Source organism: Nonomuraea wenchangensis (assembly GCF_900111685.1).
In the GTDB taxonomy this organism is placed as follows: Bacteria; Actinomycetota; Actinomycetes; order Streptosporangiales; family Streptosporangiaceae; genus Nonomuraea; species Nonomuraea wenchangensis.
In genome coordinates, this window is the sequence record NZ_FOHX01000009.1 from 139,616 (window position 1) to 152,201 (window position 12,586).

Annotated in this window: 10 protein-coding genes; 7 read left to right on the top strand and 3 right to left on the bottom strand. The window is 72.6% G+C overall.

Annotation, left to right across the window (positions count from 1 at the left end; all coding sequences use genetic code 11):
• Window positions 1-13 precede the first annotated feature (13 nt).
• Window positions 14-1,402 (top strand): class II fumarate hydratase, encoded by a 1,389-nt coding sequence (locus BMW85_RS26935; protein WP_091086673.1) that lies wholly within the window; start codon window positions 14-16, stop codon window positions 1,400-1,402.
• Here the strand turns inward: BMW85_RS26935 and trpD are convergent.
• Window positions 1,399-2,493: an anthranilate phosphoribosyltransferase gene (trpD, locus tag BMW85_RS26940; RefSeq protein WP_091086676.1), complete on the bottom strand. Its 1,095-nt coding sequence runs from the start codon at window positions 2,491-2,493 to the stop codon at window positions 1,399-1,401. The two genes, BMW85_RS26935 and trpD, sit on opposite strands and share 4 nt — an antisense overlap.
• A 242-nt stretch (window positions 2,494-2,735) precedes the next feature.
• Between trpD and BMW85_RS26945 the strand changes: the two genes are divergently transcribed.
• The 5 genes from BMW85_RS26945 to BMW85_RS26965 are packed head-to-tail and all read left to right on the top strand — an operon-like array spanning window position 2,736 to window position 8,826.
• A complete protein-coding gene (locus BMW85_RS26945) occupies window positions 2,736-3,488 on the top strand; it encodes a 3-hydroxybutyrate dehydrogenase (protein WP_091086679.1) in 753 nt (250 codons plus the stop codon).
• Window positions 3,473-5,371, top strand: a complete 1,899-nt coding sequence (locus tag BMW85_RS26950) for a helix-turn-helix domain-containing protein (RefSeq protein ID WP_218155943.1) — start codon at window positions 3,473-3,475, stop codon at window positions 5,369-5,371. Before BMW85_RS26945 ends, BMW85_RS26950 begins: the two co-directional genes overlap by 16 nt.
• A 31-nt stretch (window positions 5,372-5,402) precedes the next feature.
• On the top strand, window positions 5,403-6,677 hold the full coding sequence (locus tag BMW85_RS26955) for an MFS transporter (protein WP_091086681.1): 1,275 nt from the start codon (window positions 5,403-5,405) through the stop codon (window positions 6,675-6,677).
• Window positions 6,674-7,672 carry an alpha/beta fold hydrolase gene (locus BMW85_RS26960; protein WP_091086683.1) on the top strand — a complete coding sequence of 333 codons (999 nt, stop codon included), beginning with the start codon at window positions 6,674-6,676 and terminating at the stop codon, window positions 7,670-7,672. Before BMW85_RS26955 ends, BMW85_RS26960 begins: the two co-directional genes overlap by 4 nt.
• A complete protein-coding gene (locus BMW85_RS26965; protein WP_091086685.1) occupies window positions 7,672-8,826 on the top strand; it encodes an alpha/beta hydrolase family protein in 1,155 nt (384 codons plus the stop codon). The genes BMW85_RS26960 and BMW85_RS26965 overlap by 1 nt, the downstream gene beginning before the upstream one ends.
• On the opposite strand, the gene BMW85_RS26970 is transcribed toward BMW85_RS26965, so the two are convergent.
• Both BMW85_RS26970 and BMW85_RS26975 read right to left on the bottom strand, forming a co-directional pair.
• Entirely contained in the window at window positions 8,819-10,816 is a 1,998-nt protein-coding gene (locus tag BMW85_RS26970; protein ID WP_091086686.1) for a glycosyltransferase family 2 protein, read from the bottom strand. The two genes, BMW85_RS26965 and BMW85_RS26970, sit on opposite strands and share 8 nt — an antisense overlap.
• A 93-nt stretch (window positions 10,817-10,909) precedes the next feature.
• Window positions 10,910-11,614, bottom strand: a complete 705-nt coding sequence (locus tag BMW85_RS26975) for an aggregation-promoting factor C-terminal-like domain-containing protein (protein ID WP_483869908.1) — start codon at window positions 11,612-11,614, stop codon at window positions 10,910-10,912.
• Window positions 11,615-11,897: 283 nt separating this feature from the next.
• Here BMW85_RS26975 and BMW85_RS26980 point away from each other — a divergent pair, with 283 nt between their 5' ends.
• A complete protein-coding gene (locus BMW85_RS26980) occupies window positions 11,898-12,572 on the top strand; it encodes a response regulator (RefSeq protein ID WP_026214755.1) in 675 nt (224 codons plus the stop codon).
• The last annotated feature ends 14 nt before the right edge of the window (window positions 12,573-12,586 follow it).

The following is a 12,586-nucleotide window of genomic DNA, read 5'->3' on the forward strand; positions in this document are numbered from 1 at the left end:
AAGACTGGGTGTCATGAGCGAGTTCCGTATCGAACATGACTCCATGGGCGAGGTACGCGTGCCGGCGGGGGCCAGGTGGCGCGCCCAGACCCAGCGGGCGGTGGAGAACTTCCCGGTGTCGGGGCGGCCTCTGGAGCCGTCCCACATCGCCGCGCTGGGCCTGGTCAAGGCGGTCGCCGCCGAGGTCAACGGCGAGCTGGGCGTGCTCGCCGAGGACCTGGCCGAGGCCGTCGCGCAGGCGGCGGCCGACGTGGCCGACAACGAGCACGACGACCACTTCCCGATCGACGTCTTCCAGACCGGCTCCGGCACCTCGTCCAACATGAACGCCAACGAGGTGATCGCCACGCTGGCCGAGGAGCGGCTGGGCCGCCCCGTCCATCCGAACGACCACGTGAACGCCTCCCAGTCGTCCAACGACGTCTTCCCGACCTCGATCCACGTGGCGGCGGCCACCGAGGTGACCTTCCACCTGATCCCGTCGCTGCGTCACCTGGCGGAGGCGTTGCGGGCGAAGGCGGCCGAGTTCGCGGGCCTGGTGAAGGCGGGGCGCACCCATCTGATGGACGCCACGCCGGTGACGCTGGGCCAGGAGTTCGGCGGCTACGCCACCCAGGTCGAGCACGGCGTCGTACGGGTGACCGCCGCGATGGACCGCGTGCTGGAGCTGCCCCTGGGCGGCACCGCCGTGGGCACCGGCATCAACACGCCGCCGGGGTTCGCGAAGGCGGCCATCGCCAAGCTGCGCGAGGCGACCGGCATCCCGTTCACCGAGGCGGCCGACCACTTCGAGGCGCAGAGCGCGCAGGACGCCATCGTGGAGCTGTCCGGGCAGCTCAAGGTGGTGGCGGTGTCGCTCAACAAGATCGCCAACGACCTCCGCTGGATGGGCTCGGGCCCGCGCGCGGGGCTGGGCGAGATCAACCTGCCCGACCTGCAGCCCGGCTCGTCGATCATGCCGGGCAAGGTCAACCCGGTGATCCCCGAGGCCACGGCCATGGTCGCGGCCCAGGTGATCGGCAACGACGCGGCGATCACGTTCGCGGGGGCGTCCGGCAGCTTCGAGCTGAACGTGCAGCTCCCGGTGATCGCCCGCAACGTCCTGGAGTCGATCCGGCTGCTGGCGAACGTCTCGCGGCTGCTCGCCGACCGCTGCGTCACCGGCATCACGGCGAACGCCGAGCGCCTGCGCGAGTACGCCGAGTCGTCCCCGTCGATCGTCACCCCGCTCAACAAGTACGTCGGCTACGAGGAGGCCGCGAAGATCGCCAAGCAGGCCCTTGCGGAGCGCAGGACCATCCGCGAGGTGGTCGTCGAGCGCGGCCACGTGGCCGCGGGCACCCTGACCGAGGAGCAGCTCGACGCCGCGCTCGACGTGCTGTCGATGACCCGGCCGGGTTAGGCCGTACGGGTCGCGTGGCCCCAGCGGGTGAGCAGGGAGAGCGCGGCGCCGGAGTCCACGGCGTCGGCGGCCCGCTTGTAGGCGCCGGCGAGGGCGGGCACCAGCTCGTTCGCGCGCGGCGCGCCCTCGGCGGCCACCACGGCGGCGGCGGCGTTCAGCAGGACGATGTCGCGCACCGGGCCGCGTTCGCCGGCGAGCATGGTCCGCGCGACGGCGGCGTTGTGCCGGGCGTCGCCGCCGAGCAGGTCGTCGGGGTGGGCGCGGGCGATGCCCAGCTCGGCGGGGTCGAAGGCGGTGCGGGTGACGGTGCCGAGCCGGACGACCCAGATGGTCGAGGGGCCGCAGGTGGTGAGCTCGTCGAGCCCGTCGTGGCCGCGGAAGACGAGTGCGGAGCCGCCCCGGGCGGCCAGCACGCCGGCGATGACGGGCGCCATCCGCTGGTGGTAGACCCCGACCGCCTGCGCGGGCGGCAGTGCGGGGTTGGTGAGCGGGCCCAGGAAGTTGAACACCGTGGGCACGCCCAGCTCGCGGCGCGGCCCGGAGGTGCGCTTCAGCGCCGGGTTGAACACAGGCGCGAAGCAGAACGTGATCCCGAGCTCCTCGGCGATGTGGACGACGGCGGCGGGCGGCAGGTCGACGACCACGCCCAGCTCCTCCAGCACGTCGGCGGCGCCGGATTTGGAGCTCGCGGCCCGGCCGCCGTGCTTGACGACCTTGACGCCCGCGGCGGCGGCCACGATGGCGGCCATGGTGGAGATGTTGACGGTGTTCGCCCGGTCGCCGCCGGTGCCGACGAGGTCGACGGGGTCGCCGGAGACGCGGATCGCCGCCGATCGGGTCAGCATGCCGTCGGCCAGCCCGGAGACCTCCTCCACGCTCTCGCCCTTGGCCCGCAGCGCGACCGCGAACGCGGCGATCTGGGCGTCCGTGACGCGGTCCGACATGATCTGCTCCATCGCCCAGGCGGCCTGGCGGGAGGTGAGCGACACCTTGTCGAGGAGCAGGGACAGCAGCTCGGCCCAGGTCTTCGCGACCTCTTTGGCGGAGGCTGGAGTGGTGCCGGGTGCGGCGTTGGCTGCGGTGCTGGTCACGGGAAAGCGCCCCTTTCGTGAAGTGCTCGACGGGGGCGCGTGCGGAAATGCCGGTGGCCGCCTCGTCGAGGCGGCCGGGTGCGTGTGCGCTCGGAGGTCCGCCTAGGAGGCGGGCCACCACTGCTGCGCATACGCGATCATGCGGCCCAACATATCAGACGCGTTGATCCACATAGCGCAGCGCGCATCTATGTCGTCCGCCCCCATGCTGGCCGGTCCGGGGAGCGCCTAGGGTGCGGAGTATGGCGAAGGAGCTGACTGGGCGGACCGCGCTGGTGACGGGGGCGGGCAGCGGCATCGGGGCGGCCTGCGCCCGCAGGCTGGCCGCCGCCGGCGCCCGGGTGCTGGTCGCGGACCTGCGGGCCGAGCCGGCCGAGAAGGTGGCCGCCGAGGTGGGCGGCGCGGCCGTGGTGGCCGATCTGACCGATCCCGGGTTCGTCGCGGCGCTGCCGGACGAGCCGGTCGACATCGTGGTGAACAACGCCGGGTTCCAGCACGTGGCGCCGATCGAGGACTTCCCGCCCGAGATCTTCTCGGCCATGCTGCGGGTCATGGTGGAGGCGCCGTTCCTCATCGCGAGGCGGGTGCTGCCCGGCATGTACGAGCGCGGCTGGGGCAGGTTCGTCAACATCTCGTCCGTGCACGGGCTGCGGGCCTCGCCTTACAAGTCGGCGTACATCACGGCCAAGCACGCGCTGGAGGGCTTCTCCAAGGTGGTGGCCCTGGAGGGGGCGGCCCACGGGGTGACCTCGACCTGCGTGTGCCCGGCGTACGTGCGCACGCCGCTGGTGGAGGCGCAGATCGCCGACCAGGCCAGGGTGCACGGGATCGCGCCCGAGGAGGTCGTGGAGACGATCATGCTGGCGCCCGCGGCGGTGAAACGCCTGATCGAGCCGGAGGAGGTGGCCGAGCTGGTCGCCTACCTGTGCGGCCCCGCCGGCTCCGCCATCACCGGCGTCTCCCTTCCCATGGACGGGGGGTGGACGGCCCACTGATGTCCCGCCGCTATCTGGAGCTGCTGGCGCGCGAGGCGTCGGCGGTGGAGTTCGAGGGGCCGATCGTCGAGGCGCGGGCCCGTGGGGCGGACGCGGCCGAGATCGAGGAGCTGGAGCAGGCCAAGATCGAGGCGCTGAAGGTGCGCGCGCTGCTCAGGCGGCGGGCCCGGCGCGAGGCCGAGCTGTCGGCCCTGTACGACACCGCCGGCGACCTCGCCGCCCTGCGCGACCTGGACGCCGTCCTGGAGGCGATCGTGCACCGGGCCAGGCAGCTCCTCGCGACCGACATCGCGTACATGACCCTGCACGACCCCGAGCAGGGCGACACGTACATGCGGGTCACCGACGGGTCGATCTCGGCCAAGTTCCGCGCGCTGCGCCTGGCGATGGGCGCGGGCCTCGGCGGGCTGGTGGCGCAGACGGCGACGCCGTACGCGACCGCCGACTACTTCGCCGACCCGCGCTTCCGCCACGAGGGCCACATCGACGTGGCCGTCAAGGAGGAGGGCCTGGTCGCCATCCTCGGCGTGCCGCTGCGGCTGGGGCAGCGGGTGATCGGCGTGCTGATGGCGGCCAACCGCAGCGCGCGGCCGTTCCATCAGGAGGAGGTCGCGTTGCTGGCGAGCCTCGCGGCGCACGCGGCGGTGGCGATCGACAACGCGCGGCTGCTCCAGGAGACCAGGAACGCGCTGGAGGAGCTGTCCCAGGCCCACCGCACCGCGCGGGCGCGCGGCGAGGCGGTCGAGCGGGCGGCGCTCGCGCACGACCGGATGACCTCGCTGGTGCTGCGCGGCGGCGGCATCGAGGACGTCGCGGCCGTGGTGACGGACGTGCTGGGCGGCGCGATCGCCGTCCTGGACGACCTGGGGCGCCCGCTCACGGGCGACGTGGGCGAGCTGGACGCGGGGGTGTTCGAGGCCGCGCAGGCGTCGCGGGCGCTCGGCCGCACGGTGCGGCGCGGTGAGCTGCTGGTGGCGTCCGTGGACGTCGGCGGCGAGCCGGTGTGCACGCTCGTGCTGCGCAGCGACGACGCCGACGAGCGCATCCTGGAGCGGGCGGCGCTGGTGTGCGCGCTGCTGCTGCTGTTCAGGCGGAGCGTGGCCGAGGCGGAGGGCCGGGTACGCGGCGAGCTGCTGGACGACCTCATCGCCCGGCCGGACTCCCCCGGGCTGGCCGACCGGGCCAGACGGCTCGGCGTGGACCTGGGGGCGCCGCACGTCGTCGTGGTGGTCAAACACGGCGGGCAGCGGGAACGGGCGGCGTTCTGGGCGTCCGCGGAGGCGGCGATCCGGCACGGGCTCGCGGCGGGGCGGGGCGACGAGGTCGTGCTGCTGCTGCCGGGCGAGCGTCCGGGAGCGCTGGCCGGGCGGGTGGCCGCCGAGCTGAGCGCGTCCCTGGGGTCCCCGGCGACGGCCGGCGCGGCCCTGGCGGCCCTCGCGCCGCCGGAGGAGGCCGCGCCCTACGCGGCCGCCTACCAGGAGGCGCGGCGATGCGCCGAGGCGCTGATCGCGCTGGGCCGGGCCGGCGACGGCGCGAGCGCGGCCGAGCTGGGCTTCGTCGGGCTGCTCGTCGGCGACGGCCGCGACGTGCGCGGCTTCGTGGACCGGGTGCTTGGCGCGGTGATCGGCTACGACGCCCGGCGCGGCACCGCGCTGGCCGACACGCTGGCCGCCTACTTCGGCACGGGCTGCTCGCCGTCGCGTACGGCCGAGGCCCTGCACATCCACGTCAACACCGTGACGCAGCGGCTGGACCGGGTCGGCCGGCTGCTCGGCGACGGCTGGCAGGAGCCCGAGCGGGCGCTCGAACTCCAGCTCGCCCTCCGCCTGCACCGGCTCGGCCACACATCCACCGGGCAGAGTGTGGGCTCCGACTCCATATGAGTGATGCCGGTCACTCCCTACCGTGACCGGCATGGCCACTTCCATCAAGAAGATCGTCGCCGCCAGCTTGATCGGCACGACCATCGAGTGGTACGACTTCTTCCTCTACGGCTCCGCCGCCGCCCTCGTCTTCAACAAACTCTTCTTCCCCGAGTCCGATCCGCTCACCGGCACGCTGCTGGCGTTCCTCACCTACGCCGTCGGATTCATCGCCCGCCCCCTCGGCGGCCTGGTCTTCGGCCACTTCGGCGACCGGGTGGGCCGCAAGACCCTGCTGGTCGTCAGCCTGCTGATGATGGGCACGGCGACGTTCCTCATCGGCTGCCTGCCGACCTACGAAACCCTCGGCCCTGCCGCCGCGCTGGTCCTGACCGGGCTCCGCCTGGTGCAGGGCTTCGCGCTCGGCGGCGAGTGGGGCGGCGCGGTGCTCATCGTCTCCGAGCACGGCGACGACGCCCGCCGCGGCTTCTGGGCCTCCTGGCCGCAGGCCGGCGCGCCGGGCGGCAACCTGCTGGCCACCGGCGTGCTGGCGGCGCTGGCCGCCTGGCAGTCGGAGGAGACGTTCCTGGCGTGGGGGTGGCGGGTGCCGTTCCTGCTGTCCGGGGTGCTCGTGCTGATCGGCCTGTGGATCCGGCTGTCGATCACCGAGTCGCCCGTCTTCCAGGAGTCGGAGCCGGAGGAGCGGGCGCCCATCGTGGGCGTGCTGCGCCACCACTGGAAGGACGTGCTCGTCGCCATCGGCGCCCGCCTGGCCGAGAACATCTCCTTCTACCTGCTCACCGTCTTCGTCATCACCTACGCCAAGACCGCCGGCGTCGACAACTCGACCGTGCTGGGCGCGGTGCTCATCGCCTCGGCGGTGCACTTCGTGACGATCCCGATGTGGGGCGCGCTGTCGGACCGGGTCGGCCGCCGCCCGATCTATCTCGCCGGAGCGGCCGGCATCGGGGTGTGGATCTTCGCGTTCTTCCCGCTGGTGGACACCGGCAACTTCCTGGCGATCACCGCCGCGGTCATCGTCGGCCTGCTGTTCCACGGCATGATGTACGGCCCCCAGGCGGCCTTCTTCTCCGAGCTGTTCGGCACCCGGATGCGCTACACCGGCGTGTCGATCGGCGCCCAGCTCTCGGCCATCGTGGCGGGCGCGCTCGCGCCCATCATCGCTGTGGCGCTGCTGCGCGAGTACTCCAGTAGCCTGCCCATCTCGCTCTACCTCGGGCTGGCCGCTGTCCTCACGCTGGGCGCTGTCTACGCCGCCCGGGAGACCCAGGGCCGCGACCTGGCCGAAAGGACCCACGTACGATGAAGGTCACCACCCCCCGACTCACCCAGAACGTCCTGACCGTCGAGGGCAGGGACGGCGGCGAGCCCGTGCTGTTCGTCCACGGCAACGTCTCCTCGGCCGCGTTCTGGCGTGACACGATGGCGGCGCTGCCCGGCCGCTACCGCCCGCTCGCCGTGGACCTGCGCGGCTTCGGCGACACCGAGCCGGCCCCTGTCGACGCCACGCGCGGCCTGCGCGACTACTCCGACGACGTGCTGGAGCTGGTCGAGGCCATGGGCCTGGCGCCGGTCCACCTGGTCGGCTGGAGCATGGGCGGCGGCGTCGTGATGCAGGCCCTGCGCGACCGTCCTGGCGTGGTGCGGAGCGTCACGCTGGTCAACCCGGTCTCCCCGTACGGCTTCGGCGGCACCGAGGGCGTGGACGGCCGGATCACGCACCCCGACGGCGCGGGCGCGGGCGCCGGCGGCGCCAACCCCGACTTCGTGGCCCGCCTCCAGGCCGGCGACCTGTCGGAGGAGTCGCCCACGTCGCCGCGCAGCGTCTTCCGCTCCTCCTACGTCAAGCACCCGGTCCCCGACGAGGACTTCTACGTCCGCGCCATGCTGACCACCCGCGTGGGCGAGGCCCACTACCCGGGCGACGCGGTCCCGTCCGACGCCTGGCCGAACGTGGCCCCGGGCAAGACCGGCGTGCTCAACACCATGTCCCCCACCTACTTCCGGCTGGACGACCTGCCGGAGATCGACCCCAAGCCGCCCGTCCTGTGGATCAGGGGCGCCGATGACGTCATCGTCTCCGACACGTCCCTGTTCGACCTGGCCCACCTCGGCGCGCTCGGCGTCGTGCCCGGCTCCCCCGGCACGCCCGCCCAGCCGATGGTGACGCAGACGCGGGCGGTGCTGGAGCGCTACGGCCCCTACCGCGAGGCGGTCATCGCCGAGTGCGGCCACAGCCCGCACCTGGAGCACCCTGACGAGTTCGGCCGGCTCCTGGCCGCCCACCTGGGGGAGGCGTGATGCTGGTCGCCCTCACCCTCGTCGCGAGCCTGCTCACGCCCGTCCAGCAGCCGCACCAGCAGCTCGCGGTGCCGGGCGCGGAGAAGCAGATGGTCGCCCGCCTGGCCGACCTCACCACCGCCGGCACCGTGGCCAGCGGCCACACCGACCCGGCCGACTGGGCCGGGCTGCACTCGGCCGCCACGGTCAACCCGACGGGCGTGCCCGGCACGCAGATCGACGGCTACTTCCCCGACACCTCCACCGGCAACGCCACGCACGGCTGGAACCACGACTCGCAGTTCGTGATCAGGCTGCCCGACCGCTGGAACGGCGGCCTGGTCGTCAGCGGCACCCCCGGCAACCGGGAGCAGTACGCCAACGACTACACGATCTCCGACTGGGTGCTGTCCAAGGGCTACGCCTTCGCCGCCACCGACAAGGGCAACGTCGGCACCGCCTTCCACGAGGACGGTCGCGCGCCGGGCGACGCGATCGCCGAGTGGAACCACCGCGTCACCCAGCTCGCCGTGGCCGCCAAGGCCGTGGTCCGCCAGCGGTACGGCCGCCAGCCGGCCCGCACGTTCGCGGCCGGCATCTCCAACGGCGGCTACCTCGTCCGCTGGCAGCTGGAGAACCGCGGCCACCTCTACGACGGCGGCGTGGACTGGGAGGGCACGCTCTGGCGGCTCAAGGGCGACAACCTGCTCAACATCCTGCCTCCGGCGCTGAAGGCGTACCCGGACGAGGCCGGGGTGCGGGCGGCCGGGTTCGCGGCCGGGTCGGAGTTCCTGTGGCCGTTCCACCGGCAGTACTACTGGGAGCTCACCCAGGAGCTCTACCAGAAGGAGCTGGACCCGTCCTACAAGGGCGCCCCGGCCGACTACGACTACGACGCGCGCAAGCCGTACGGCGCCGTCGCCAAGATCGCGTTGACCGGCCGGATCACCAAGCCGCTCATCACGATCCACGGGACGCTCGACACGCTGCTGCCGATCTCCCGCGACTCCGACGTCTACGCCCAGATGGTCGGGCCGCACCGGCCGTTCCGCTACCACCGGATCGAGGGCGGCAACCACCTGGACAGCCTGGTGGATCTCTACCCCGACCGGCTCAAGCCGATGCTGCCCGCTTTCAGGAGCGCGTTCGAGGAGCTGGAGGGGTGGGTCAGGTGAGATAGCGGTGCCGGCCGGCGCGGGCCAGGCGCACCACGTGCCGGACGCCGGGCAGCCGTCGGCCCAGCCGGTGCAGCGCGGTGTCCCTGCCGAGCGGCGAGGGCCGGCGCGGGTCGACGGCGGCGGCCGGGCGCACCTGCACCCGTCCCCGCCGTACGCTCAGCGCGAAGCGCAGCCCGATCTCCTCCTCGGCCGAGCGCAGCGACGCCATCCAGTCGCCGCGGCAGAGATGGTCGGGGGCCGGCAACATGCGCCGCACCGGCAGCTTCGCCACGAGCTGCCCGGCTATCTTGCCGGGCAGCCCGGCCTCGGCCAGCGCCGGAGCGCTCACCTCGCGCTCGCGGCCGTGGCCGGTGCTGTGCAGCACCAGCTCCAGCGGCGGGCCGCCGCTCGGCGGCACGTACGGCACCGGCAGCACGACATAGGCGTGCCCGTCGAGCTGCTTGACCTCGGCCCCCGGTGACACCAGCGCGATCGACTCGGCGAACGAGCGCGGCTCGACGGCGAGCCCCAGCTCCCCCTGGTCGGTCCAGCAGGGCACGACGAGCCGCATGCGGGGGCGCTGGGCGAGCACGCCGAGGCAGTTGAGCGGGCCCTCCCCCCTGCGCACCCGGCTTCTCGCCTGGTTGGTGCCGCCGTACATGCGTACGTGCAGCTCCCACTGGCCGGGCAGCAGCGGCTCGCCGAACGCGGCGCTGCTCACGTCGATCCTGGCCTCGGCCTTGATCTGCACGCGGGCCCTGCGGCGGCCCTCCTGGACCACCTCGACGCGCTGGGCGAGCGGCAGGAAGTAGATGTCGCCGGTCTCGGCGTGGCGTACGTAGACCTCGATGCGGGCCCGCTCGACGGCGTCGCTCACGTTGGTGACGGTGGGGTGCAGCAGTTTGGGGTCGATGGAGCGCGGCGGCACCCAGTGCAGGCGGGGGCCGTCCACGCGGTAGCGGTCGGGCCTGCCGTCGCCGCCCTTGACCTCGACGGTGAGCCCGAGCACCAGCACGTGGGCGTCCCAGCGCACCTCCGTCAGCTCCGAGAGCAGGCCGCCGCGGCGGGTCGAGGCGGCCAGCAACACGATCTGGTCGAGTCGGCCGGTCCGGACGAACGCGGCCACCGCCCGGAGCTGGACGGGCAGGTGGCGGTCCAGCTTCTCGGGGAAGCGCTCATTCACGAGCTGCTGCACGAGCCGGAAGTGCCGGCCCCGGTCCACGGAGGAGTCGGCGAACCTGCTGGTCAGCAGCGGACGCAGGACGGCGTAGCGATACCAGTAGGCGTACATGCGGTCGCGCTGGCGGCCCTCGCCGACGTAGGTGTCGATGTCCTTGAGCAGCGCCCGCAGCTCCTGCGCCATGGCGTGCGGCTCGTCCTCCAGCCGGGGCCGTTCGCCGAGGTGGCAGCAGACGTGCTCGGCGAGCACCGCGATCACCTTGGCGTGCAGGTAGGCCCGCATGACGAACGCCTGCTCGGCCAGCCGTCCGCCGGTCAGCGAGAAGCCGAGGTCGTGCTCCTCCAGGAAGGCCCGGCGGTAGAGCTGCTGCGGGCCGAGCACGCTGAGCAGCCGGTCGCGCAGGATGTCGGCGCGGCCGGTGCTGCGGATGAAGGCGATCATCGGGGGGCCCGAGTCGCGCACCAGACGGCCGATCAGCACGTCCGCGTCGGTCTCGAAGGCCCGCTCGTACATGCGGGCGAGGGCGTCGCGCTCCAGGCGGTCGCCCTGGTCGAGGAAGAAGACGTACTCGCCCTGGGCGGCGGCGAGTCCCACGTTGCGGCCCCGGGCGGGCGAGCCGGTGCAGGGCAGGTGGAGTGCCCGGACGTTGGGGCGGGCGGCGGCGATGGCGTCCAGGCGCTCCGCGGTGCCGTCGGTGGATCCGTCGTCCACGAGCAGCACTTCGACGTCGCCCGCGGGCATCGACTGCTCCAGGGCGGAGCGGATGCACGCGTCCGCGGTGTCACCGGGATTGTGGACATTGACGATCACACTGACCTTCACACCCATGCGGCCAGCCTGTGCCCCGCCCCGCCGTCAGGGCGCGGTGGCTTGCCGATTGCAGAAGGAAAGTTGACCTGGCAGGGCGGCTCTCTGGGAGGTTCAGTACCAGCCGACGCGCTGCGAGTGACCCCAGGCGCCGCAGGGCGTGCCGTAGCGGCCCTTGATGTAGCCGAGGCCCCACTTGATCTGGGTGGCAGCGTTGGTCTGCCAGTCGGCGCCCGCGCTCGCCATCTTGCTGCCGGGCAGCGACTGCGGGATGCCGTACGCGCCGGAGTAGCGGTTCATGGCCCGCTCGTTCCAGCCGCTCTCCTTGTGCCAGAGCGCCTCCAGGCAGCCCCACTGGTCGGCGCCGAAGCCGAACGAGGCGAGCATGGCCCTCGCGGTGGCCTTGTTGCTGCCCGGCGAGGGGGTGCTGCCGGGCGGGAAGTTCTGAGCGGGGAAGCCGTCGCCGCCGGGGGCCTGCTTGGGCACCACCCAGGACAGGTCGTCCTTGTGGTCGTCGGCGCCGTCGCGGTTCTTCTTGAGCTGCGCGGCCCGGTAGGCCTGCTCGGCCGCGGCCTTGAGCGCGTCGGTCTCGGGGTCGGGCGCCGAGAGGTTGCCGCTCGCCAGCTTGCCCATGTCCTCCATCGTGAAGGCGGGGGTGACGGGCTTGCCGGCGTTCTCGATCGCGGTCATGGCGACGAAGGTGCCGCCGCCGCCCACGACCGCCAGGGAGACGACGGTGATGACGATGGTCTTGGGCTTGACGCGCCGCGACGACCGGCGTGCCGAGGGGACATCGGACGTCGGGGGGCGCTCACTCAAACGCGGACCGGGGCTCACGATCCATGAGCTTGCCCTGTCCTGGGGGGTGCTGCGCAACCGAAACGCGGTAATCGCTTGATGTTCCCTTGGCTAACCAGCACGTTAGCGTGCTATTTCGGGATACTGTGAGATTTGTCACACTATGGTGGCCCCCCTTCGTGCCCCCGTTGACCGAAGGGAAGCCGCTTTCAGGGTTTCTGTCCTTCTTCCCGATGCCTTCAACACGACGTCACAGTTTGGTGACACAACCCGCCTATACAGGACATGGAACGATAATGTGCGCGTGGCAGGCATTCTCCTCGTCGAAGACGACCCCTCGGTCCGCACCGCACTTGAGCTGGCGCTGACCCGTCAGGGGCACTCGGTGACGTCGTACGCGACCGGCGAGGAGGCACTCGACCACATCCGCGCCCGCCGCCCCGAGATCGCCATCCTCGACGTCATGCTCCCCGGCATCGACGGCATCGAGGTCTGCCGCCGGGTGCGCAAGCTCGACCAGCTCCCCGTCATCCTGCTCACGGCCCGCGGCGACGACCTGGACATCGTGGTCGGCCTGGAGGCCGGCGCCGACGACTACGTGGTCAAGCCGGTCGAGCCCCGCGTGCTGGACGCGCGCATCAGGGCCATCCTGCGCCGCGCCGAGTCCGCCGCCTCCGACCGCATCACCTTCGGCGACCTCGTCATCGACCGGGGCGCGCTCAAGGTCACGCTGGCCGGCAAGGAGATCCACCTGACCCCCACCGAGCTGCGGCTGCTGCTGGAGCTCGTCCGCCACCCCGGACAGGTGCTCAACCGCCGCTACCTGCTGCGGGCGGTCTGGGACCACACGCACATCGCCGACTCCCGGCTGGTGGACGCCTGCGTCCAGCGCATCCGGGCCAAGATAGAGCCGAAGCCCGCCGAGCCGGTGTTCATCCACACCGTGCGCGGCTTCGGCTACCGCTTCAGCCCTCCGTGACGACGCCAGTGATG

What these genes read in the sequence shown, in the direction of transcription:
- BMW85_RS26935 (WP_091086673.1), top strand. Translation starts at nt 14, where the DNA reads ATGAGCGAGTTCCGTATCGAACATGACTCCATGGGCGAGGTACGCGTG.
- BMW85_RS26945 (WP_091086679.1), top strand. Translation starts at nt 2,736, where the DNA reads ATGGCGAAGGAGCTGACTGGGCGGACCGCGCTGGTGACGGGGGCGGGC.
- BMW85_RS26955 (WP_091086681.1), top strand. Translation starts at nt 5,403, where the DNA reads ATGGCCACTTCCATCAAGAAGATCGTCGCCGCCAGCTTGATCGGCACG.
- BMW85_RS26970 (WP_091086686.1), bottom strand. Translation starts at nt 10,816, where the DNA reads ATGGGTGTGAAGGTCAGTGTGATCGTCAATGTCCACAATCCCGGTGAC.
- BMW85_RS26965 (WP_091086685.1), top strand. Translation starts at nt 7,672, where the DNA reads ATGCTGGTCGCCCTCACCCTCGTCGCGAGCCTGCTCACGCCCGTCCAG.
- BMW85_RS26960 (WP_091086683.1), top strand. Translation starts at nt 6,674, where the DNA reads ATGAAGGTCACCACCCCCCGACTCACCCAGAACGTCCTGACCGTCGAG.